This window comes from Bacillus sp. OV166 (genome assembly GCF_900177675.1).
GTDB lineage: Bacteria > Bacillota > Bacilli > Bacillales > Cytobacillaceae > Neobacillus.
This window is the reverse complement of sequence record NZ_FXWM01000001.1, coordinates 4,661,957-4,683,398: the sequence shown is the minus strand read 5'-3', so window position 1 is coordinate 4,683,398 and position 21,442 is coordinate 4,661,957. Positions and strand designations below refer to the sequence as shown.

Annotated in this window: 23 protein-coding genes; 20 read left to right on the top strand and 3 right to left on the bottom strand. The window is 38.7% G+C overall.

Annotated features, from left to right (window positions below; all coding sequences use genetic code 11):
- Positions 1 to 50 precede the first annotated feature (50 nt).
- Both CCK98_RS35985 and CCK98_RS22895 read left to right on the top strand, forming a co-directional pair.
- Positions 51 to 203: a YjcZ family sporulation protein gene (locus CCK98_RS35985; RefSeq protein WP_088088682.1), complete on the top strand. Its 153-nt coding sequence runs from the start codon at positions 51 to 53 to the stop codon at positions 201 to 203.
- Positions 204 to 391: 188 nt separating this feature from the next.
- Entirely contained in the window at positions 392 to 1,858 is a 1,467-nt protein-coding gene (locus CCK98_RS22895; RefSeq protein WP_088088681.1) for an NAD(P)/FAD-dependent oxidoreductase, read from the top strand.
- A gap of 156 nt (positions 1,859 to 2,014) precedes the next feature.
- Here the strand turns inward: CCK98_RS22895 and CCK98_RS22890 are convergent, their stop codons facing one another.
- Positions 2,015 to 3,376 (bottom strand): TrkH family potassium uptake protein, encoded by a 1,362-nt coding sequence (locus CCK98_RS22890; protein ID WP_088088680.1) that lies wholly within the window; start codon positions 3,374 to 3,376, stop codon positions 2,015 to 2,017.
- A 113-nt stretch (positions 3,377 to 3,489) separates the two neighbouring features.
- Here CCK98_RS22890 and CCK98_RS22885 point away from each other — a divergent pair, with 113 nt between their 5' ends.
- From CCK98_RS22885 to CCK98_RS22840, 10 genes are all read left to right on the top strand, one after another.
- Entirely contained in the window at positions 3,490 to 4,836 is a 1,347-nt protein-coding gene (locus tag CCK98_RS22885) for an aspartate aminotransferase family protein (protein ID WP_088088679.1), read from the top strand.
- A gap of 5 nt (positions 4,837 to 4,841) precedes the next feature.
- On the top strand, positions 4,842 to 5,534 hold the full coding sequence (locus CCK98_RS22880; RefSeq protein WP_088088678.1) for a CoA transferase subunit A: 693 nt from the start codon (positions 4,842 to 4,844) through the stop codon (positions 5,532 to 5,534).
- Positions 5,519 to 6,184 (top strand): 3-oxoacid CoA-transferase subunit B, encoded by a 666-nt coding sequence (locus tag CCK98_RS22875; protein ID WP_088088677.1) that lies wholly within the window; start codon positions 5,519 to 5,521, stop codon positions 6,182 to 6,184. The genes CCK98_RS22880 and CCK98_RS22875 overlap by 16 nt, the downstream gene beginning before the upstream one ends.
- Positions 6,185 to 6,214: 30 nt before the next feature.
- Positions 6,215 to 7,483, top strand: coding sequence for a peptidase (locus CCK98_RS22870; protein WP_088088676.1), 1,269 nt, complete (start codon positions 6,215 to 6,217; stop codon positions 7,481 to 7,483).
- 141 nt (positions 7,484 to 7,624) lie between these two features.
- Positions 7,625 to 8,479, top strand: coding sequence for a putative beta-lysine N-acetyltransferase (ablB, locus tag CCK98_RS22865; RefSeq protein ID WP_088088675.1), 855 nt, complete (start codon positions 7,625 to 7,627; stop codon positions 8,477 to 8,479).
- A 67-nt stretch (positions 8,480 to 8,546) separates the two neighbouring features.
- Positions 8,547 to 9,941 carry a sigma-54-dependent Fis family transcriptional regulator gene (locus CCK98_RS22860; RefSeq protein WP_088088674.1) on the top strand — a complete coding sequence of 465 codons (1,395 nt, stop codon included), beginning with the start codon at positions 8,547 to 8,549 and terminating at the stop codon, positions 9,939 to 9,941.
- A gap of 123 nt (positions 9,942 to 10,064) precedes the next feature.
- Positions 10,065 to 11,504 (top strand): lysine 2,3-aminomutase, encoded by a 1,440-nt coding sequence (gene ablA / locus CCK98_RS22855; RefSeq protein WP_088088673.1) that lies wholly within the window; start codon positions 10,065 to 10,067, stop codon positions 11,502 to 11,504.
- Between the two features lie 11 nt (positions 11,505 to 11,515).
- Positions 11,516 to 11,800, top strand: coding sequence for a YokU family protein (locus tag CCK98_RS22850; RefSeq protein ID WP_088088672.1), 285 nt, complete (start codon positions 11,516 to 11,518; stop codon positions 11,798 to 11,800).
- Positions 11,801 to 11,938: 138 nt separating this feature from the next.
- Entirely contained in the window at positions 11,939 to 12,163 is a 225-nt protein-coding gene (locus CCK98_RS22845; protein WP_179196031.1) for a YozE family protein, read from the top strand.
- Between the two features lie 126 nt (positions 12,164 to 12,289).
- Positions 12,290 to 12,985: a hypothetical protein gene (locus CCK98_RS22840; RefSeq protein WP_088088670.1), complete on the top strand. Its 696-nt coding sequence runs from the start codon at positions 12,290 to 12,292 to the stop codon at positions 12,983 to 12,985.
- Between the two features lie 8 nt (positions 12,986 to 12,993).
- Here CCK98_RS22840 and CCK98_RS35600 read toward each other — a convergent pair whose 3' ends face one another.
- Positions 12,994 to 13,161 carry a hypothetical protein gene (locus CCK98_RS35600; RefSeq protein ID WP_179195906.1) on the bottom strand — a complete coding sequence of 56 codons (168 nt, stop codon included), beginning with the start codon at positions 13,159 to 13,161 and terminating at the stop codon, positions 12,994 to 12,996.
- Between the two features lie 194 nt (positions 13,162 to 13,355).
- Between CCK98_RS35600 and CCK98_RS22835 the strand changes: the two genes are divergently transcribed.
- The 4 genes from CCK98_RS22835 (at position 13,356) to CCK98_RS22815 (ending at position 16,009) form a co-directional block, all read left to right on the top strand.
- Positions 13,356 to 13,529, top strand: coding sequence for a YozD family protein (locus CCK98_RS22835; RefSeq protein ID WP_066256754.1), 174 nt, complete (start codon positions 13,356 to 13,358; stop codon positions 13,527 to 13,529).
- 400 nt (positions 13,530 to 13,929) lie between these two features.
- The gene (locus tag CCK98_RS22825; RefSeq protein WP_088088668.1) at positions 13,930 to 14,727 is read left to right on the top strand and encodes a protein kinase; all 798 of its coding nucleotides are present in this window, start codon (positions 13,930 to 13,932) and stop codon (positions 14,725 to 14,727) included.
- An 11-nt stretch (positions 14,728 to 14,738) separates the two neighbouring features.
- Entirely contained in the window at positions 14,739 to 15,509 is a 771-nt protein-coding gene (locus CCK98_RS22820; RefSeq protein ID WP_088088667.1) for a sporulation protein, read from the top strand.
- Between the two features lie 191 nt (positions 15,510 to 15,700).
- Positions 15,701 to 16,009, top strand: a complete 309-nt coding sequence (locus tag CCK98_RS22815; protein WP_088088666.1) for a YodL domain-containing protein — start codon at positions 15,701 to 15,703, stop codon at positions 16,007 to 16,009.
- Between the two features lie 40 nt (positions 16,010 to 16,049).
- On the opposite strand, the gene CCK98_RS36530 is transcribed toward CCK98_RS22815, so the two are convergent.
- Positions 16,050 to 16,178, bottom strand: coding sequence for a hypothetical protein (locus CCK98_RS36530; protein WP_088088665.1), 129 nt, complete (start codon positions 16,176 to 16,178; stop codon positions 16,050 to 16,052).
- A gap of 152 nt (positions 16,179 to 16,330) precedes the next feature.
- Here CCK98_RS36530 and deoD point away from each other — a divergent pair, with 152 nt between their 5' ends.
- The 4 genes from deoD (at position 16,331) to CCK98_RS22790 (ending at position 21,417) form a co-directional block, all read left to right on the top strand.
- The gene (gene deoD / locus CCK98_RS22805; protein WP_088088664.1) at positions 16,331 to 17,035 is read left to right on the top strand and encodes a purine-nucleoside phosphorylase; all 705 of its coding nucleotides are present in this window, start codon (positions 16,331 to 16,333) and stop codon (positions 17,033 to 17,035) included.
- Between the two features lie 222 nt (positions 17,036 to 17,257).
- Complete coding sequence (locus tag CCK98_RS22800; protein WP_088088663.1) at positions 17,258 to 19,450, top strand: cation-translocating P-type ATPase; 2,193 nt, start codon at positions 17,258 to 17,260, stop codon at positions 19,448 to 19,450.
- A gap of 21 nt (positions 19,451 to 19,471) precedes the next feature.
- Positions 19,472 to 19,678 (top strand): copper chaperone CopZ, encoded by a 207-nt coding sequence (gene copZ, locus CCK98_RS22795; protein WP_088088662.1) that lies wholly within the window; start codon positions 19,472 to 19,474, stop codon positions 19,676 to 19,678.
- 227 nt (positions 19,679 to 19,905) lie between these two features.
- Complete coding sequence (locus tag CCK98_RS22790) at positions 19,906 to 21,417, top strand: S41 family peptidase (RefSeq protein WP_088088661.1); 1,512 nt, start codon at positions 19,906 to 19,908, stop codon at positions 21,415 to 21,417.
- The last annotated feature ends 25 nt before the right edge of the window (positions 21,418 to 21,442 follow it).

Genomic DNA, 21,442 nt, shown 5'->3' with positions numbered 1-21,442 from the left:
TACTACATAAAGTACAGTGTTAAGAAACAATTTCGTTAGGAGTGAAGTGTATGTATTACGGACATGGTGGATGTGGTTACCCTGCATACCCTGTAGGAGGTTGCGGTTACCCTGTAGGAGGTTGCGGAATCGGCAGTGGATTTGCGTTAATTGTCGTCCTGTTTATCTTATTGATTATTATCGGGGCAAGCTGGGGCTATTAATTTGATGAAAAAAAGGCTGACTCAAAACGAGTCAGCCGTTTCTTTTTATATAATTTTCTGATAAACGAGTGAAATCCGAACGATATAATATTTTTTAAAAGAATAGTTCGTATTTATTGTTGACGGAACGAAAATAGTCTGATATATTTACAAATGTTGAGTAAAACGACTTTGGAGGTAATTGGACAATGGATACGAGATATGATGTGATTGTAGTGGGTGCTGGCCCTGCAGGGATATTCGCCTGCTATGAACTGACACTAAAAATGCCGAACGCAAAGGTTCTATTAGTGGATAAAGGACATGATATTTATCGGAGAAATTGCCCGATTTTACAAAAGAAAATTGAAAAATGCCCACCGGCTGCGGGGAAAAAAGAATTTGCTGGGTGTCTGCCGGCATGTTCGATTACTAATGGTTTTGGTGGAGCTGGTGCTTATTCGGACGGGAAGTTTAATATCACAAGTGAATTTGGCGGCTGGATGACAGATTATCTTCCAGATTCACAGGTAGTTGAATTAATTCGTTATGTTGATGAAATCAATTTACAGCATGGGGCGACGAAAAGCATTACTGACCCATTAACAGATGAGGTAAAAGACATCGAACGCCGCGGCTATGCAGCTGGATTAAAGCTATTACGTGCGCAGGTACGACACCTTGGTACGGAACAAAATCTTGAAATCATGAAAAGTATCTACGAATACTTAAAGACAAAGATTGACATGTCATATAAAACAGAAGTAGTGGATTTAATAACTGAAAAAACACCAGATGGTCTTGTGGTGAAAGGTATTAATCTAAAAGGGGACCAAAATATTTATGCGGATAAGGTGGTCATTACACCAGGCCGAGATGGTTCTAAATGGCTTTCTGGTATCTTAAAATCGCGCAGATTACGCATGATAAGTAACCAAGTAGATATTGGTGTTCGTGTTGAAACTTCCAATATTGTCATGCAAGAAATCAATGAGCATTTGTATGAAGGGAAATTTATTTTTAATACATCCGTTGGGACAACTGTACGAACATTTTGCAGTAACCCATCTGGGCATGTGGTGGTTGAAAATCATTCCGGGATTATGCTTGCCAACGGACATGCCTACAAAGATCCGAAACTTGGCAGTCCGAACACAAACTTTGCCTTACTTGTTTCCCATACGTTTTCAGATCCATTTGATAAGCCGAATGAATATGCACATGAAATTTCCCGCCTAGCTAACAGCCTTTCAAATGGCGGTCTAATCGTCCAAAAATACGGAGATATTTTAAAGGGCAGAAGATCCACTTCAAAAAGGATTAAAGAAGGTTTCCTTGAGCCGACATTGAAAGAAGCTGTCCCAGGTGACCTTGGATTAGTTCTTCCTTATAATACATTAAAAAGCTTAATAGAAATGACCGAGGCGTTGAATCAGGTGACACCAGGTCTTGCTTCAGAGCATACCTTGTTCTACGGTGTTGAGGCTAAGTTCTATTCGGCACGACCACGCTTAAACGACCGATTTGAATCAGAAATCAGCGGACTTTATGTCGGTGGCGATGGAGCTGGGATTACTCGTGGTCTTGCGCAAGCAAGTGCATGCGGAGTCTGGATTGCTAGAGACATTATTCAAAAAAAAACAACTGAACGAAAACAAGAAACTGTACTTGTCTAACCCGCAAATTTTTGCGGGTTATTTTTTTATGGAAGGGGTCGATTTTTGAAAAAACCGAAAGATGAGTTCATGTGGACAGATTTCTGAAGAATCGGGCGTGACCTGTTCTCATGAGATCTCTAAGCGGACAATCTCCACTCCTGCAATTAATGACTTTTACCCAATCGTAACCTTTTCCTTAGGGTAGTTGAACTTTTCCTTGCTGCCTTTGCCTCTTAAGATAAGTAAACAGGTAACAATGCCTACTCTTCCAATAAACATCAGGATAATGATGAGTATTTGTCCAAAGGTAGTAAGTCTTGGTGTTAAACCCAACGATAATCCATTGGTGCCAAAAGCAGAAGAAACTTCGAATATAACCTCTATCACAGTGCCTTGTTCTGTAATCGATAGGATTAAAATGGAGAACAAACATAAAAATGCTCCGGTCGCGATCACGATAAATGATTTAAGGACATCCTCACTAAGCAGTTCACGTCTAAAGATTTTGATTGAGCTTTTTCCTTGTGCGTAAAATATGATCGCTAAAATAACGATGGCAAACGTGGTGGTTCGTATACCTCCGCTCGCACTGCTTGGAGAACCGCCAATAAACATTAAAATCGACAGGAAAAGTTGGTTGCTCGGAGTAAAATCATTGATATCCATTGTTGCTAATCCAGCACTTTTAGTTGTTACGGAATTAAATAAAGAGTAGAAAAAGGATTCATGCCAATTTTTATCAGAAAAAAAGTGTTGATTATCAAAACAGTAAATCAAAAATGCACCTACTATGGTAAGGAGAACAAACGTTATCGTGGTTAACTTAGTATATAAGGTGAAATGAAATTTCTTCCTTCTATTTAGGTTTAAAAAGAATTCAAAAACCTCAACCATCACGGGAAAGCCAATTGCCCCAACAATCATCAACAAAATTATTATCGTCTGAACAAAATAATCCTCACTATATGGACTAAGTGACGCATCTGTTAGATCGAATCCCGCATTGGTCGTAGCGCTGATGGATGAAAAAAATCCATGTTTAAAAGCAGACAATGGGCTTTCGAAATAGTTTAAAAAGCGAATCCCTAAGATAATTCCCCCCACAAATTCAAACGAAATAAAGATAATCAGGATCCGTTTTGCCAGGTGGACCAAACCAGCTAAGTTGGATTGATTTTGATCAATCATAATCAGTTGTCTTTCTTTTAATCCCACTTTTTTACCCAGCATAATCCATAGGAATGTACTTAAGGACATAACCCCTAAGCCTCCCAATTGCAGAATTAAGCATAAGAGAAAGATTCCAAAGTTACTAAAGGTATCCTTAATTGAAATGACACTTAAACCGGTTACACTGATCGCACTAGCGGAGGTAAACATTGCATCAATAAAACTTAGCGAAACATTTGGACGGTGAGCCATTGGGATTTTTAATAAAAGAGTAGAAACGATTAATGCGGATAAATAAAAAATAACGATTAATTGAATGGTTGAAATATCTTTCGTTTTTAACTTTATTTTTTTTATTGTGCTCATAGGATCCTTTCCTTCTGTAATTCTAAAAGTAATTTTATATTAATCATCTTAAAAAGTAAAAGTTCATACAATTTCTATAAGGCCTGCCTAATTTAATAAGGAAGTGTTTCCCTATGGATCATTCGTTTCTAATAAAACCAATACTCGATGACATTTACCCTGTGATTGACTACGGCAAAGGAATTTATTTATTTGATATGGATGGAAAAAGGTATTTAGATGCTGCTTCCGGCGCTGTAACTGCCAATATTGGTCATGGTGTAACAGAGATTATTGAAGCAATGAATGAACAAGCAAAAAAAGTTTCGTTTGTGTATCGCTCACAATTTACGAGTGATGCTGCTGAAAATTTAGCGAAAAAAATTGCAAACATGCTTTCAGGAGATCTCAATTGGTGTTTTTTCGTTAACAGCGGTTCTGAAGCTACTGAAACGGCCATGAAAATGGCGATTCAATATTGGCAGGAAAAGGGTGTTCAAACGAAAACCAAGGTTTTATCGAGATGGGTAAGCTACCACGGGATTACCCTAGGTGCGCTTTCGATGTCAGGTCATACTGGGAGGAGAGCAAGATTTGTTCCACTTTTAGAGGATTTCCCTGTCATTAATCCCCCGTATTGCTACCGTTGCCCTTATAACCTCGAGGCACCTAACTGTGGCTATTTATGTGCCCATGAGTTAGAGACAGCTATTAAGCGGATTGGCGCCGAACAAATCGCTGCTTTTATCGCAGAACCCGTCATCGGAGCTGCAGGCGGAGCAATTGCCCCACCAATAGATTACTACAAGGTCATAAAGAAAATCTGTGAGGATTATGACATTCTTTTTATCGCTGATGAAGTCATGACTGGCTGTGGCAGAACTGGCACAATGCTTGCGAGTGAACAGTGGGGAATCAATCCTGATATTGTCGCATTAGGAAAAGGGATGGGTGCAGGCTACGCATCGATTGCAGCTGCTATTGCAACCGAAAAAGTCATCGAGCCGATAATGGCAGGAACAAAGGTGGTCATGAGCGGCCATACCTTAAGTGCCAATCCACTGGCTTGTGCAACTGCCTTAGCCGTTCTCGAATATTTAGAACAAAACAATATTATTCAAGAGGTTGAAAGTAAAGGTGCCTATTTAAGAGCACAACTTGAAGGATTAAAACCACTTTTCACGTTTATTGGTGATATCCGCGGCAAAGGGCTGTTACTGGGAATAGAGTTTGTCCAGCAAGTAGAATCCAAAACACCCTACCCTAGAAACGTCCAGGTCACACAAAGGATTGTAGCTCTTGCAAAGGAAAAAGGACTGCTTGTTTATCCAGCTGGTGCTGGCATTGATGGGATAAACGGAGACTCTATTATTATTTCTCCTCCTCTTACTATCACTCAAAAAGAAATGGAGGAATTGGTCCACTTATTAAAAGAAACATTTGAAGATTTTTCTAACCATCTAAATGAAGGGAAGGGGTGATGTAAATGGAAAATCCATTCAGAAAAATTACAACCTTAGCAGCTGTTATGGAATATTTTCATGACGGAATGACATTGATGTTTGGCGGGTTTGGCGGGGTCGGCTCTCCGCCGGCATTAATCGATGGTATTCTTGAAAAAGGAGTTCGTAATATTACTTTAATTGGGAACGACACGGGATTCCCGCAAATTGGCATAGGGAAATTAGTCAGTCAACAAAGGGCAGCGAAAGTAATTGCTTCTCATATTGGCTCCAATCCCTTTGCTGGCCAGTTCATGCATGAGGGAAAGCTGGAGGTAGAGTTTTCACCGCAGGGAATATTAGCAGAAAGAATACGCGCGGGCGGTGTTGGCCTGCCAGCGATATTGTCAGATATCGGTACAGACAATGAAATGGTTACGAAAAACAAACCATTTTTTACTCTAGGAGATAAGAAGTTTCTTGTTGAAACAGCTTTAACGGCTGAGGTGTCGATTGTTTATGCGAAAAAGGCAGATGAGTATGGGAATTTAATTTATGACAAAAGTGCCCGCAATACAAATCCGCTCGTTGCTATGGCAGGGGATATCACGATAGCAGAAGTAGAGGAAATTGTCCCGCTTGGTAGTCTTGACCCCGATGCTATCATTACGCCAGGAGTGTTTGTAGATTATGTCATTCCATCTAAGGGGGTGAATTGGAAATGGGCATGGCAGTAGATATGAGAAATCAAATGGCTAAAAGGGCTGCAGAGGAAATTCAAACGGGAATGGTTGTCAACCTTGGAATCGGGATTCCCTCGCTCGTTCCGAACCATCTATCAACCGAGACAAAGGTGATGTTTCACGCTGAAAACGGCATTACCGGCATGGGACCGACCCCAATAATGGGAGAAGAAGATGAAAACTTGTGTAATGCAGGAGGATTTCCAGTCACCCTAAACTGGGGCGGATCTTACTGTGATAGTGGAATTTCTTTTGGAATGATTCGCCGGGGCAGAGTGGATATAACGATTTTAGGATCGCTAGAGGTCAGTAAAAAGGGCGACCTTGCTAACTGGATTGTCCCAGGAAAGAAGGTTCCAGGGATGGGCGGAGCGATGGAACTTGCTCAAAAAGCTAAGAAAGTCATTGTTGTCATGAATCATTGTGATAAACAAGGTAGGCCCAAAATTGTCACATCATGCACGTTACCATTAACATCGTCAGCCTGTGTCGACTTAATTATCACTGATCTAGCTGTTTTCAAGGTAACTGAGGAGGGTTTACTATTAACAGAATTGTTTGCCCCTTACAGTTTAGAAACTGTTGTCAACAAAACCGGGTGCGAATTTAAGATACGGGAAACTGTTCGTATGATTCCGTATTAAGCTGAATCATTTCTATAAGGAGTGAATCGTTTGGACAATAATGAAATACGCATAAAACAATGGATAAAAGAGAATCGAGCGCGAGGGGCAAGACTGTTACAAATTCTCGTCCGAGAAAACAGCACACGAGGAAACGAAAGTAGTACCCAGGCGATTATCATAGAAAAATGCAGACAGTTAGGATTAACACTCGATATTTGGGAAATCGGTGGTGATGAATTAAAATCCCACCCTGCTTATTGTTGTGACCGCCAGAACTTCGGCGGGAATCCTAACCTAGTAGCGGTGTTAAAAGGTACAGGCGGCGGCAAATCGATGATTTTAAATGGTCATATTGACGTGGTCCCAGTTGGTGATGAATTAAGCTGGAAACATGACCCATTTAGCGGGACCATTGAGTGTGGCAAGCTTTATGGAAGAGGCGCGACGGATATGAAGGGTGGGAATGCTGCCCTGTTAATGGCGATTGAGTCCTTGATAGCAAATGGTATCAAACTTAAAGGGGATGTTATTTTTCAAAGTGTCATTGAAGAAGAAAGCGGCGGAGCTGGTTCCCTAGCGGCCGTTCTTAGAGGTTACCAGGCGGATGGGGCCATTATTCCAGAACCGACCAATTTGAAGATATTCCCGAAGCAGCAGGGCTCAATGTGGTTTAGAATTACCGTAAAAGGCAAAGCAGCACACGGAGGAACCAGGTATAAAGGTGTAAGCGCAATTGAAAAAGCACTAGTAGTCATTCAAAGTTTACAACAGTTAGAGAACGATAGAAATGAGAGGATTACAGACCCTCTCTTTGAAAAAATCCCCATTCCTATTCCAATTAATATCGGAAAGCTTTCAAGCGGCGAATGGCCTTCTTCGGTGCCTGATACCGCAATTATTGAGGGGAGAATGGGAGTTTCTCCGGAAGAAACGATTCAATCAGCACAACTTGAAATGGAAACTTGTTTGAGAGAAATAAGTGAAAATGATGAGTGGCTCAGGGAAAATCCGCTTAGGATAGAATGGTTTGGCGGCAGGTGGCTGCCAGGAAGTCTTGAAAATGACCATCCTTTAATGAATGAATTGACAAAGAGTTTTATAGAAGTAAAGGGTAGTAGTCCTATCATCGAGGCAAGCCCTTGGGGAACAGACGGCGGTATCCTTTCTAATATTGGTAATACTCCCGTGGTCATTTTCGGTCCTGGGATAACAGAAACTGCACATGATGCAAATGAGCATATTGTACTTGAAGATATGTTTATCGCCAGTGAGATTATTGCCCTTACTTTATTAAAATGGTGTGAGGCGGCAGAGTAAACATCAGATTTTTTCCATTTATATATCTAAAGATTGCTATAATTGATTTATACCGACCTAGTGGGAATGTCTGGCTAATCTAGGCCAGACATTTTTTCGAGAATGCTAGAGAAATTATCATTTACCGATGGGGTGAACTCGATGAATCAAACGGCATCCACTATTTTTCTAGAGGAAAACGGCTATTTCCTTGAAATATATCTTGATCCATTTAATAAACGTATTCGTGTGGATGATTATCGTGGAAACACAAAATTGCTAATTGAACGAGCGGAAGAGCTCGCAGTAAAGCACAAGGCTGAAAAGTTAATTGTCAAGGTCAGAAGCGAGGATTTTATTAGTTTTTTGGAAAAGGGACTTCAGCCAGAGGCTGTTGTGGAACGTTATTTCCTTGGCTCAGATGCCCATTTTTTTTCAAAGTATTACACGTCAGACCGGAAGAAAAATGATCATTGGGTGATCGAAGACGGGATGGTCAACAGTATATATCAATTAGACACGTCCATTCAGAAAGGGTATCCACCAAAGGAATATGAATTACGAAAGGTCGACGAGGGCAGTGCTGTGGAACTTGCAGTACTGTACAGGCAAGTGTTTCAAATTTACCCAACCCCTTTGCATGAACCGGAATATTTAATAAAGACCATCAAGGATGGGACCATCTATTACGCTTTTTTCCTTCAAGGAAAAATAGTCAGTGCAGCTTCAGCCGAAGTGAATTCTTTTTATAAAAATGCAGAATTAACGGATTGTGCAACATTATCTGAACATCGGAAATATGGGCTTATGAAAATTATTCTTCAGGAACTTGAAGGTGAGTTGAAAAGGAAAGGAATCTTTTGTGCCTATTCGATTGCAAGATCGTTATCCTTTGGGATGAATGCTGTTTTATTTCAGCTGGGATATTCGTATCGGGGCAGGCTGATGAATAATTGCTTTATCTATGACAAGCTTGAAAATATGAATATGTGGGTAAAGAATCTGGCAAACTGCTAAAATTTCGGCTTACCGTGCCAATTTTTCGGCACCTTGTTAAATTGGAAAGGATGGGCAGGTGAATTAAATGGTTCCGTTAACCGCATTAACGCAAGAAGTTCTGACAGCCATTCTAAAAGGCATTGATGAAGGAATTCATGTAGTCAATACTGAGGGAAAGACAATTTTTTATAATGAAGTGGCAGCAAAGCACGATGGGATGGATGTGAAGGAAGTGCAGGGAAAGCATTTAATTGACGCATTTCCCTCCCTAACGGAAGAGTCCAGTACCTTACTAAAAGTAATTAAAACGGGACAGCCGATCTACAACCAAACACAGGTTTATATGAATTTGCACGGGACAAGAATTGATACCATCAATACAACCCTGCCAATCTTTCTCGGGGAAGAAATTATTGGAGCGGTTGAAATAGCGAAAGATTATTCCCGAATGAAACTACTTGCGGAACGACTATTAGATTTACAAAAGGGATTAAATAAAAACAGTAAAAAGAAGGTAAACATTCAAGTAAACTATACATTAAATGATCTATTGACGGTTAATCCACCATTTCAGAGCATCAAAAATGAGGCTAAGAAACTGGCGAAATCGGATTCTCCTATTCTCGTCTATGGCGAGTCAGGAACAGGGAAAGAATTATTTGTTCAAGGAGTGCATCATGAATCCCCTCGCTCATCTGAACCGTTTATTGCTCAAAATTGCGCTGCCATACCTGAAACACTGTTAGAAAGTATCCTGTTTGGTACGGCTAAAGGAAGCTATACAGGGGCAATAGACCGCAAAGGGTTATTTGAATTTGCGGATGGGGGAACGCTATTCCTTGATGAATTACATACGATGCCGATAGAACTTCAAGCGAAGCTATTACGGGTTTTGGAGGATGGAATGGTAAGAAGAGTTGGAAGTTCGCAAAGCGTTTCTGTAAATGTACGAGTAATTGCAGCCATGAATGTCAATCCAAACAAGGCCCTTCAAGAGCAAACACTTCGTGCGGACCTTTACTACCGATTAAATGTATTTACCTTTTCACTTATCCCTTTAAGAGAAAGAAAAGAAGATATTCTTTTTTTAGCAGATCATTTTATCAAGGAATTTAATCAAAAACTCTATAAAAATATTAGCGGTTATGAGAAGAAACTTGAGCTATTCTTGATGAATTATCAATGGCCTGGTAACGTAAGGGAACTGAAACATACGATTGAATACATGATGAATGTGTGTGAAGAAAAGCAGTTGAAGTATAAAGATTTACCAAGCATGTTAAGACATCTTCCAAGCACAACCACAATTAACAATGTCGTAATGGAAAGTCTATCATTAAGGAAAAATATTGAAACATTAGAGAAGGATCTAATTTTGAATGCCCTTGAATTATCTGAAGGGAACATTAACCAAGCAGCGAAGCTTTTAGAGATTCCTCGGCAAACCTTACAATATAAATTGAAAAAAATAATAGACTAAGCTGCCGAGTTTTCGGCGTTTTTTATTTGGCAAAAAGCTAAAAGAGTAAGTTCTAAGCCTTTTTATTACATTGGCACATATCTTGCATATTATTTTAGTGAAGCAAGATGGGAGGAACTTATAGTGAAACAATTTTTATATAAACCACAAAGGCATTGGAAAGATATAGAACTTTGGAAAGATGTTACTTCAGTGCAGTGGAACGATTGGCTTTGGCAACTAACGAATACGATCCGTACGTTAGATGATTTAAAAAAGGTGATCCATTTAACTCCAGATGAAGAGGAGGGTGTAAGAATTTCTACAAAAACCATCCCCTTAAATATCACACCATATTATGCTTCCTTAATGAACCCTGATGATCCACGTTGTCCGATCAGAATGCAGTCTGTGCCTATTTCGAAGGAGATTAATAAAACTAAATATGATCTTGAGGACCCATTATATGAAGATGAAGATTCACCTGTCCCTGGGTTAACGCACCGCTATCCAGACCGGGTCCTCTTTCTTGTTACCAATCAGTGTTCGATGTATTGCCGCTACTGTACAAGGCGACGTTTTTCAGGGCAAATTGGCATGGGTGTTCCGAAAAAGCAGCTTGATGCAGCTATTTCATATATCAGGCAAACCCCTCAGGTAAGAGATGTATTAATTTCTGGCGGGGACGGCCTGCTGATTAATGATACTATTTTGGAATATATCCTTAAAAACCTGAGGGAAATTGATCATGTTGAAATTATCCGGATTGGGACAAGAGCACCTGTTGTGTTCCCACAACGAATTACCGAAAACCTTTGTAATATCTTGAAAAAATATCATCCAATTTGGCTGAACACTCATTTTAATACTTCGATCGAAATTACCGAGGACTCAAAAAGGGCTTGTGAAATGCTTGCCAATGCTGGTGTTCCAGTAGGTAACCAGTCTGTTATCCTTGCAGGAATCAATGACAGTGTGCCAATCATGAAAAAACTAATGCATGATCTTGTCAAAATTCGCGTCCGGCCTTATTACATTTATCAATGTGATTTATCTGAAGGGATCGGTCATTTCAGGGCTCCTGTATCAAAAGGACTTGAAATTATCGAGGGGCTTCGCGGACATACTTCTGGTATTGCCGTACCGACCTTTGTCGTCGATGCACCAGGCGGAGGGGGTAAAATTGCCCTTCAGCCGAATTACTTGATCTCGCAAAGTCCAGAGAAAGTGGTCCTTCGGAATTTTGAAGGCGTAATCACCTCATACCCAGAGCCAGAAAATTATGTGCCTGGAAGGGCAGAGGGTTATTTTCTAGAGGTTTTCCCTGATATGGACGAGAAAAGGTCTCTTACAGGAATCTCAGGTATTATGAATGATCAACACTTTAACCTTGTTCCAGAGGGATTAACAAGGTTAAATCGCCGTAAGGATTATTACCAAGACCCGGCACACACGACGTTAAAGGATAGGCGCAGCAAACGGGATGAATTAAAGGATAAGAAATTTAAAGCATTGTCTCATAAAGAAGCAGGTAGTCAGGAAACAAAAAGGGATGGAACATCAGCCGAGACGTTGAAGGAATAGGAGGAGTGTAATTGGAAACCGTATGTGAATGGTGTTCAAGCACAAATGTAGAAAGAGTAACCACTTCAGTTTTTTGGGAGCTGCCAGATGGGACGCGAGCGATTGAAATCTCAGAAACCCCCACCTTTTCCTGCCCTGATTGTGCAATGATTTATCAAAGTGAACCAATTGTAAAAGAAATTGAGAATCAGTTGTATTTAATTGATTGTAAACTGATTGGAAAAGTGGTCAGCTTCGAAGAGTTAATGGCGGTTCCAAGGTTATTAAAGAAAAATTATTTTGACTTTTCATCATAATGAAAGCAGCCTCAATTGTAGGCTGCTTTTATGCTTTTTGGTATTTCTAATCGCTGGACGCTTACCATAGTATCCGTTATAGTATTTCATAAGAAATACATATAGAGTGAATCTGGATGAGGAAGGCGTTTATAAATGATTAAATCATTTTATCATTTTTTAATGAAATTTAGGCATCCTGCTCCAAAGGATGCTATTAGTGACTTTGCCAATCATGCCTATTTAGATCATAGTTTTCCGAAAACTTCCGAGGACTATCATGAGTTAAGTTCTTATCTAGAACTGAATGGTCAATACTTAGAATCAATGTCCGTTTTTGATGAGGCATGGCAGCAATATTTGATTACTGAAAGCAAAATATAGCACAATTTGATCGTCTCAGAAATGAGGCGATTTTTTCATTTTACAATTCACATGCGCTTTTATTTAAACTGCGCATATACTATTGTAATCAAAATTCACGACTTATTATTGAGAGGATGGGAGGAAATGGGAAATAGAAAAAAACCGAAGTATAAGATCGGTGATACGGTCGTGATTACAATCTATGGAACAGTTGGCAAGGTAACAGATGTAAAGTGGCTAGACGGGAAGTATGTATATGAAGTGAATAAAAGTGACGGATTATTCATTGAATCCGCCTTACAATTACTATCAGAATTCGATGGCGTTGTAATGGAACAAGAACAAATTGACATCGAATATAGTTTTTTCTTCGGCGATTTAGTTCAAGTAAGCGGTTATGGTGCAGACTTGTTTAAAGTTGTAGGCTTCCGTACAGAAATTTGGCGCTATAAAGAAGATGCCTGGGAAGATGTCATTTATGAGCTATCTAGGGTAAGTGATGGTGAATGGCTTGAAGCTGGTGAAGAAGAATTGACACTTGTTGCAGATGCTGAAAATGCTGACACATTTATTCAAAAACTGGGTCTCCTATACTTAGTGAATAAGCAGGAAAAGGCAGTCGATAATCCAAAAGTCCAGAACATTATTAGAAAAGCAGAATTCGAAGAAATTGAACGCAAAAAGGAAAAAAAGGAATTAATTGACAACTTATTGGACATATTTAATGATTACCGGATTTTATATGAAATGTTTCAGGATCAGGAATATTATCAAGTAATGCGTGTGATTCTTAGGAAATTAGAAAGTCTTGTCAGTAACGATGGCAAGAGTCACGTCTAAGAGAGAAGCTACCACTTTGAAATTTCAAATAGTAAATAAACAACAAACGGGATACCAGCCCATTTAATAAGAAAAAACATCACATCTAGAATCTTCTCAAATGTTTGGAGGGTGAGACCATCCTCCCGATTAACATCATTTATCCATGCCTCTAATTTTAATTGTAAATTTAACATCAGATCACCTCAGGAAAAGTTCTTTTCATTCATCCTATGCTTGTCCAATCCAAAAAAGACTTCATCTCTTATTGAAATTTAAAGGGTTAATAAATCCTCGTTCTCTTTGGAAATGGATATTCAGTTAGGTCCATAAAGTAAATAGCATGAAAAAGCCATGTACATCATACATTCTCTAAAAAGGGGGCGATGCTATGAGAGAAATTGAAGTATTTATTGATACTGAAGAGATTGCCGAATTTTTCTTTCATGAGCTTGTAAAAAGGGGATACGTTCCTAGTGAAGAAGAATTAGAGGAAATTGCAGACATAACTTTCGAATATTTAATTGAGAAGAGTATTATCGACGAAGAAGAAGAGGATGAATAAAAAATTAATTAATCAAATAGAAGGAAATAGTCTTTTCCTTTTAATATAGATTAATACAGAAGACGAGCATTCGGTGCTCGCTTTTTGTTGTGCTCGTTAAAAAAAACATTAGCCAGAGTACATTGGATCATCATCATATTTAATAAATTTCGCTAATCATGAAACCTTTATTTTTTCTAAACGTATGAATGTTTACGAAGCTAAGGAGGGGAAAGAATTGTTAAAAAAAATCCTTAAATTAATTTTCAAAAGTAAGCTTCAACATCACCATCAATATAGTTCTTCAAGTGATGCCTGGAAGAGAAGAAATCATTATAAGCACAACAACCTAGGACATCATCATTATAAAAAGAAGTATAAAAGTAGAAGTTTTTTTAGCAGCTAGCAAGGTGCCCTTCTCATGATAAAAAGAATTGCATTCCTATTTTCCAATTTATTTGAACAACTTTTCCCAAATGATAAGCTCATCGCTGATCGATACAAGGTCATTAGACATCTTGGAGCAGGTGGTTACGGTCATAGTTACTTGGTATATGATCTGGAATCGAAGCAAAAAAAGGTTCTAAAAGCCTTGCGACTCCATAAAAGATTAACGCAATCGGGTCGAATTGACTTTGAATATGAGAAAGAACTGTTAAGTTCGATTGAACATCCTGGTTTTCCAAGATATTTTGAGGGTGGTACCTTTAACAACATTCCTTACTACACAATGGAATTTATTGAGGGGATGAACTTTGAACAGCTTATTTTTGCTGAAGGAAAGAAAGTCACTGAAAAAGAAGCTTTTCAAATCGTCTATGAATTATTAAATCCGATTGAATATCTGCACAATCATAAAATAATCCACAGAGATATCCGAATCCCAAATGTCATTTCGGATGGTGCTAAGATTAGGCTAATTGATTTAGGGTTAGGAAGACATCTTAATTTTAAAACAGCAGTTCAGACAACAAAGGAAAAAAATATCCGTAAAGAGGTTAACTGCCAAGCGGATTTTTTTGGATTGGGACATTTTCTATTGTTTTTACTTTATTCAAATTTTACTTTTCCACAACACAAACAGGAAAAGAGCTGGGAAGAGGAATTGGAAATTTCGAACCAGGCCAAACACATAATTAGAAAGCTCTTACAGATTGAACCAGCATATGAAAACTGTGCCCAAATAAGAGCTGAAATAATAAATTTATACTTAATCTAGGGGGAGAAAAAATGTCTTTTTTTAACAAAGTATTTGCCAGCGTAGGAATTGGGTCAGCAGCAGTGGACACAAAGCTTGAAAAAGATACTTATATGCCGGGGGAGACTGTTAACGGTGTAGTTGAAATTAAAGGAGGCAAGATCGATCAGCAGGTTGATGAGATCTATCTCACCTTAAATACCACCTATTTAAGAGAGTCAGATGACAAAAAGTATACCGTCACCGCTGCGATCGAAAAGTTTCGATTAACTACTCCTTTTGTCATTCGTGCAAATGAGAAAAAAGACATTCCATTTTCCTTTCAACTTCCTTTTGATACGCCGCTTTCCATTGGCAGGTCAAAGATTTGGGTAACTACCGGTCTAGATATTAAAGGCGGTGTGGACCCAAGCGATAAAGATTATCTAAAAGTTGTCCCTAACCCACTTATGTCTGCTGTGTTTAATGCTATTGATAATTTAGGATTTAGGATTCGAGAAGCCGATTGTGAAGAAGCACCGCGGCGATTACGGGGACGTTTACCGTTTGTTCAAGAATTTGAGTTTGTACCTACTGCAGGATTATTTCGTGGCAGATTAGATGAACTAGAAGTAGTTTTTTTCCCTTCTGGAAATGGCATGCTTGATATCATGTTCCAAGTGGACCGTCGGGCAAGAGGGCTATCAGGATTGTTTTCAGAGGCAATGGGTGCAGATGAGACCAATGTACGCTTGTCAGTTTCAAATGCAGATATCCCGAATTTACAACAAAAAATTCAAAGTGTAATTCAACGATATTCATAAAATCCTGACAATAGGGCCATTTTGGTCCTATTGTTTTTATGTATATTGAAACGCTTGATTCGATAAAAATCATCTTTGCTGGATAAAAAAAGTGCAATTCGACAAAAAAATGGGATTTTCAAGAAGGAATCGACAATGTCCAACGCTAATTATTAGAATAAGCAATTAATTCTAATAATTGGAGGTATATGATGATCAAAGTATTAATAAAAAGAGCATGTACACTATATGATGTGACGATCTTTCAAACTCCAAAATACCGTGAAAATAAAGGGCATAAAGAGGTTTTTCGAACCACTATTCCAGCAAATAGCCGAGTGCAATGCTTAGAGGAAACTTTCAGCCGCTTTAATGTTACTGACAGAATCCCTGCAGATTATCAAGGCAGATTTCTCTCAACCGGGGATATTGTGTTAATTGACCAAGGCAGGGGAGGACAGCATTATTATCAATTAAAACCTGGTGGTTGGTTTCCTATTAACAGAATAGTTCTTCTGTAAACTAAAAACCTAAGGACAATATTCCTTAGGTTTTTTTAGCTCAGTGCTTTCTTCCACCAGTTGCATTGTGCTCTTTTGCATGTGCTTCATGTTCAGCCACAATGGCCTCAGCAGGGATGTGATTATTTTTCTTCGGTGAATTAGTGCGGCTTCGATGTTTTTTACCCATGAATGATCTCCCTCCAATCTTAAAAATAGCTTCCCACAAAATAATAAATTCATGTCTTTTTCATCGCAGAGTTTCTCATTAGAAATTGTTTATGATATATTGTCAATGAAACAGTTTTAATACGGCTGGAGTTATTGATTGGAGGAATATAGATGAGTGTACATATTGGTGCGAAGGAAAACGAAATTGCTGAAACAGTATTACTGCCAGGGGACCCGCTTCGCGCAAAATATATTGCAGAAACATTTCTAGAAGATGCAAAATGTTACAACGAAGTTCGAAATATGTTCGGGTTTACAGGAACGTATAAAGGAAAAAGAATTTCTGTACAAGGGACTGGAATGGGTGTTCCCTCCATCTCAATTTATATAAATGAACTTATGCAAAGCTATAATGTCCAAAATCTAATTCGTGTTGGAACATGTGGAGCCATTCAAAAAGATGTAAAGGTTCGTGATGTCATTTTGGCAATGACAAGCTCAACCGACTCAAATATGAATCGTTTAACGTTTGGTCATGTCGATTTTGCCCCTACAGCAAACTTTGATTTACTTCGTAAGGCATATGATGCAGGGGTGGCAAAAGGACTTAACTTGAAAGTAGGAAATATTTTTACAGCAGATTCATTCTATAATGATAACGCTGAACTTGAAAAATGGGCTAAATATCAAATCCTGGCGATCGAAATGGAGACCACAGCCCTTTATACATTAGCCGCTAAATTTGATCGGAGAGCACTTTCCGTTCTAACAGTTAGTGATCATATCTTAACAGGTGAAGAAACAACAGCCGAAGAAAGGCAATTAACCTTTAACGATATGATAGAAGTTGCTTTAGAAGCAGCGATAAAAGAATAATTAAAATGAGCCTTTTCCAAATTGGATGAGGCTTTTTATTTTAGTAATTAACAGGAACTCACTACCAAAATGGAGAATAAATAAAAAACAAAACTCCTCTGTGACAAAAATCATCGAAAGACGTTAAAATAAGGCTTAAATTAAATATAGTATTATTTTCGGTAAAAATTCTTTGACCAAATATACACTGCGGGGGTATAGTATATAAAAGAGGTGATCCAAATGAAAGAGCAGCTCAAATTAGACATTTCTGGAATGACCTGTGCAGCCTGTTCAACGAGAATCGAGAAAGTCCTCAATAAAATGGACAGTGTTGAGGCAAATGTCAATTTGGCAATGGAAAGTGCAGCTATTTCTTTCGATACAGAACTGGTTTCAAGTAATGATATTATTACTAAAATAGAAAATCTTGGTTATGAAGCAACAGAAAAGGTTCACAGGGATACCAAACAGCAGAATAAAGATGCAGAAATTAAACAAAAAAAACGTATATTTCTTCTGTCGGTAATTCTGGCAATACCGCTTCTATATACGATGCTTTCCCATTTGCCTGTTGATTTTGGTTTACCAATGCCACATTTTTTGATGAATCCATGGTTTCAATTACTATTGGCAACGCCTGTGCAATTCTATATAGGTGGTCAGTTTTATATGGGTGCTTTTAAGGCCCTGAAAAATAAAAGTGCTAATATGGATGTCCTTGTCTCGTTAGGAACATCAGCAGCATATTTTTATAGCTTAGCTGAAGGAATGAAAACAATTGGTAACACTAACTATATGCCACATCTATATTTTGAAACAAGTGCTGTACTGATTACTTTAATTCTATTAGGGAAATTATTTGAAACGATGGCCAAAGGGAAAACAACGCTTGCCATATCGAAGTTGTTAAGTCTCCAAGCAAAAGAAGCCACTGTACTAAGAGAAGGTAAGGAACTTCAAATTCCAATTGAGGAAGTGAAAGTTTCTGATTACTTATTGGTAAAGCCAGGGGAAAAAATTCCTGTCGATGGAATGGTAACCTTTGGGCAATCTTCTGTTGATGAAGCAATGATAACCGGTGAGTCAATTCCAGTGGAAAAATCTGTTGGGGACAATGTCATTGGTTCAACGATCAATAAGAATGGCACCCTGACCATAAAAGCAATGAAGATTGGCAAAGACACAGCACTTGCTGGAATAATTAAAATTGTCGAAGAAGCCCAGGGCAGCAAAGCCCCAATCCAACGGGTAGCAGATACAATTTCAGGTTATTTTGTGCCCGTTGTGGTTGCAATCTCAATGTTTACTTTTTTAATTTGGTATTTCTTTGTGAATCCTGGAGATTTCCCTTCCGCATTAGAAACAGCGATCGCTGTTCTTGTTATAGCTTGTCCATGTGCGTTAGGACTAGCCACTCCAACATCTATCATGGTTGGTACAGGTAAAGGAGCTGAAATGGGGATTCTTTTTAAAGGTGGAGAGCATTTAGAAGCAGCCCATAAAATTAATGCAATCGTCCTTGATAAAACCGGCACGATTACAAAAGGACATCCTACAGTAACAGATTTTATAGCTTATCAGGACGAGAAAAAAGTACTCCAATACCTCGTTTCAGCAGAAAAGTCTTCTGAACATCCACTTGCCGAAGCGATCGTAAAATATGGGATTGAAAAAAGATCAAGTACCCTGCCTGTCAAACGGTTTAAGGCAGTACCTGGTTATGGAATTGAAGCAAAAATAGGCAATGATGAAATATTTGTAGGCACCAGTAAACTTATGGCTCTAAAAAATATTCCCAGCATTACGGGAGACCAAGACCTAACCCGATTGGAGAACGAAGGGAAAACAGCTATGTTTATTGCCATAAATTCCACTATTATGGGTGTAGTTGCTGTTGCCGATACAGTAAAAGAGACAGCTAAAATGGCGGTTGAGCAATTAAACCAATTAGGAATTAAAGTGTTTATGTTAACTGGTGATAATGAACGTACGGCTAAAGCGATTGCGAATCAAGTCGGCATTTCTAATGTTATTGCAGAAGTCCTTCCCGAGGAAAAGGCCAATCATGTCAAAGAATTACAGCTGCAAGGTCTAAAAGTGGCCATGGTTGGCGATGGAATAAATGATGCTCCAGCCCTTGTCGTAGCTGATATAGGGATTGCAATCGGTACGGGTACTGATGTAGCGATTGAAGCGGCTGATATAACAATTCTTGGCGGGGAATTAACCTTGATTCCAAAGGCAATGGGTTTAAGTAAATTAACGATGCAAAATATTCGCCAAAACCTCTTTTGGGCGCTTGTTTATAATTCAGGGGGGATCCCAATTGCGGCACTTGGCTTGTTAGCCCCTTGGGTTGCTGGTGCAGCCATGGCGTTTAGTTCAGTATCAGTAGTGTCCAACGCCCTTCGTTTGAAGCGAGTGAAAATATAAATATAAAGTGAGGTAATTTTCATGGAGAAAACAACATTACAGGTTACAGGAATGACATGCGGACATTGTGAAAAGGCAGTGAAAACAGCCCTTCTCAATTTAGAAGGTGTAACAGAAGTTAATGTTTCATTAAAAGATGGCAAGGTTATGGTTGGTCATGATTTAAGCAAAGCCTCAGTTGGGAAGCTTAAAGAGGCCGTCGAAGATCAAGGTTATGATGTAGGATAAAAATAAACGGCACTTACCATTTGGTAGGTGCTTTTATTGTGAAAATTTATTTGTGATCTTATTATAATTTCATTAACTTTTCTTTGTTAATTTTATACGAAAGATGTTATTCTAATCACTAAGGGTTATTTTTTAAAAGTATCTGATAATAGCTTTTGAAAATTTAGAAATCCATCTAGCACCTAATAAGAAAATTTTCGCTGGATCATTTCTTATTTTTATGGTTAATGAAAGTGGTGAAGGATTTGAAAGACGAGAAAATAGAACAGATAAAAGCGGAAGAAGCAAACGTTGAACAAGAGCATGGATCAGCAAACAAATCAGGACACATTCGTTTAAAAAAATTCCATTTTATCATGCTGTTGTTTATGGTTGTGTTTCTATCTGCGGGAATTACAGCGTTTGCACTAGCATTTGGAGAAGAAAAGGTCGTTACAGTTGGAACAGAAAGACCAGAATTTGATAAACTCTATGAAGCATATGATACATTGAAAAGTGGTTATTTTAAGGATATTGATCAAAAAAAGGTCATTAATGGTGCAATAAATGGGATGGTGGAGTCGCTGGATGATCCCTATTCAGACTATATGAGTAATGAAGAAGCAGAAAGCTTTCATGGCAGCATTTCTTCATCTTTTGAAGGGATTGGCGCTGAAATTCAGGAAAAGGATGGGCACATCGTGATTGTGTCTCCCATAAAAGGATCTCCTGCGGAAAAAGCTGGCTTAAAACCAAATGACATGATCATGTCCGTAAATGGAAAAAGCCTCCAAGGGATGAATTCTACTCAAGCAGTAACACTGATTCGTGGGAAAAAGGGTACAAAGGTTGAGTTGTCTGTCCAACGCCCTGGTACAGCAGCTCCAATGACTGTGCCAATTATCCGTGATGAGATACCAATTGAAACTGTTTATGGTGAAATGGTGGGAGACGGGATTGCTAAAGTTCAAATTACGAGCTTTTCCAGTAATACGTCTAAGGAGCTAGTTGAGACCTTGAATGACTTGAATAAGAAAGGAATGAAGGGGCTAGTATTAGACTTGCGTCAAAATCCAGGAGGTTTATTGGACCAGGCCATCTCGATTTCGAGCATGTTCGTTCCAAAAGGGAAACTTATTTTAAAAGTAGAAGACCGAAATGGAAAGATTAAGGAATATCCTTCTCAAAATGAAGGGAACCCAAATCTTCCTTTGGTTGTTTTAATTGATAAAGGTAGTGCAAGTGCATCAGAAATACTTGCTGCAGCTGTAAAAGAATCTGCTGGTGTTAAGCTAGTCGGAGAGAAGTCTTTTGGTAAGGGAACAGTCCAGACTGCTTCTGACTTCAAGGATGGCTCAAATCTTAAATTCACCACGGCGAAATGGTTGACACCGAACGGGAATTGGATTCATAAAAAGGGGATAAATCCTGATGTAGCTGTAGCCCTGCCTGAATATGCAACTCTAACAATTATTAATCCCGATAAGGAACTGAAACTATCTACATCATCTACGGAAGTTCAAACTGCCCAAAAAATGCTCAAAGCGATTGGTTTTGATCCAGGTCGGACAGATGGATTTTTTGATCAAAAGACAAAAGATGCTGTTACTGCCTTCCAAAAAGCTCAAAAACTCCCAGTCAATGGTGTTTTAAAAGGTGATTCCACCATGAAACTAATGGAGTTATTAAGGGACAAAATAAAAACAAGTGATACACAAATGCAAGAGGCGATTAAAGTATTAAAGGGAACAATGAAATAAAAAAAGTAACCCGACTCCCCGGAGT

What these genes read in the sequence shown, in the direction of transcription:
- CCK98_RS35985 (WP_088088682.1), top strand. Translation starts at nt 51, where the DNA reads ATGTATTACGGACATGGTGGATGTGGTTACCCTGCATACCCTGTAGGA.
- CCK98_RS22895 (WP_088088681.1), top strand. Translation starts at nt 392, where the DNA reads ATGGATACGAGATATGATGTGATTGTAGTGGGTGCTGGCCCTGCAGGG.
- CCK98_RS22890 (WP_088088680.1), bottom strand. Translation starts at nt 3,376, where the DNA reads ATGAGCACAATAAAAAAAATAAAGTTAAAAACGAAAGATATTTCAACC.
- CCK98_RS22885 (WP_088088679.1), top strand. Translation starts at nt 3,490, where the DNA reads ATGGATCATTCGTTTCTAATAAAACCAATACTCGATGACATTTACCCT.
- CCK98_RS22880 (WP_088088678.1), top strand. Translation starts at nt 4,842, where the DNA reads ATGGAAAATCCATTCAGAAAAATTACAACCTTAGCAGCTGTTATGGAA.
- CCK98_RS22875 (WP_088088677.1), top strand. Translation starts at nt 5,519, where the DNA reads ATGGGCATGGCAGTAGATATGAGAAATCAAATGGCTAAAAGGGCTGCA.
- ablB (WP_088088675.1), top strand. Translation starts at nt 7,625, where the DNA reads ATGAATCAAACGGCATCCACTATTTTTCTAGAGGAAAACGGCTATTTC.
- CCK98_RS22860 (WP_088088674.1), top strand. Translation starts at nt 8,547, where the DNA reads ATGGTTCCGTTAACCGCATTAACGCAAGAAGTTCTGACAGCCATTCTA.
- CCK98_RS22840 (WP_088088670.1), top strand. Translation starts at nt 12,290, where the DNA reads ATGGGAAATAGAAAAAAACCGAAGTATAAGATCGGTGATACGGTCGTG.
- CCK98_RS35600 (WP_179195906.1), bottom strand. Translation starts at nt 13,161, where the DNA reads ATGTTAAATTTACAATTAAAATTAGAGGCATGGATAAATGATGTTAAT.
- CCK98_RS22835 (WP_066256754.1), top strand. Translation starts at nt 13,356, where the DNA reads ATGAGAGAAATTGAAGTATTTATTGATACTGAAGAGATTGCCGAATTT.
- CCK98_RS22825 (WP_088088668.1), top strand. Translation starts at nt 13,930, where the DNA reads ATGATAAAAAGAATTGCATTCCTATTTTCCAATTTATTTGAACAACTT.
- CCK98_RS22820 (WP_088088667.1), top strand. Translation starts at nt 14,739, where the DNA reads ATGTCTTTTTTTAACAAAGTATTTGCCAGCGTAGGAATTGGGTCAGCA.
- CCK98_RS22815 (WP_088088666.1), top strand. Translation starts at nt 15,701, where the DNA reads ATGATCAAAGTATTAATAAAAAGAGCATGTACACTATATGATGTGACG.
- CCK98_RS36530 (WP_088088665.1), bottom strand. Translation starts at nt 16,178, where the DNA reads ATGGGTAAAAAACATCGAAGCCGCACTAATTCACCGAAGAAAAATAAT.
- deoD (WP_088088664.1), top strand. Translation starts at nt 16,331, where the DNA reads ATGAGTGTACATATTGGTGCGAAGGAAAACGAAATTGCTGAAACAGTA.
- CCK98_RS22800 (WP_088088663.1), top strand. Translation starts at nt 17,258, where the DNA reads ATGAAAGAGCAGCTCAAATTAGACATTTCTGGAATGACCTGTGCAGCC.
- copZ (WP_088088662.1), top strand. Translation starts at nt 19,472, where the DNA reads ATGGAGAAAACAACATTACAGGTTACAGGAATGACATGCGGACATTGT.
- CCK98_RS22790 (WP_088088661.1), top strand. Translation starts at nt 19,906, where the DNA reads ATGAAAGTGGTGAAGGATTTGAAAGACGAGAAAATAGAACAGATAAAA.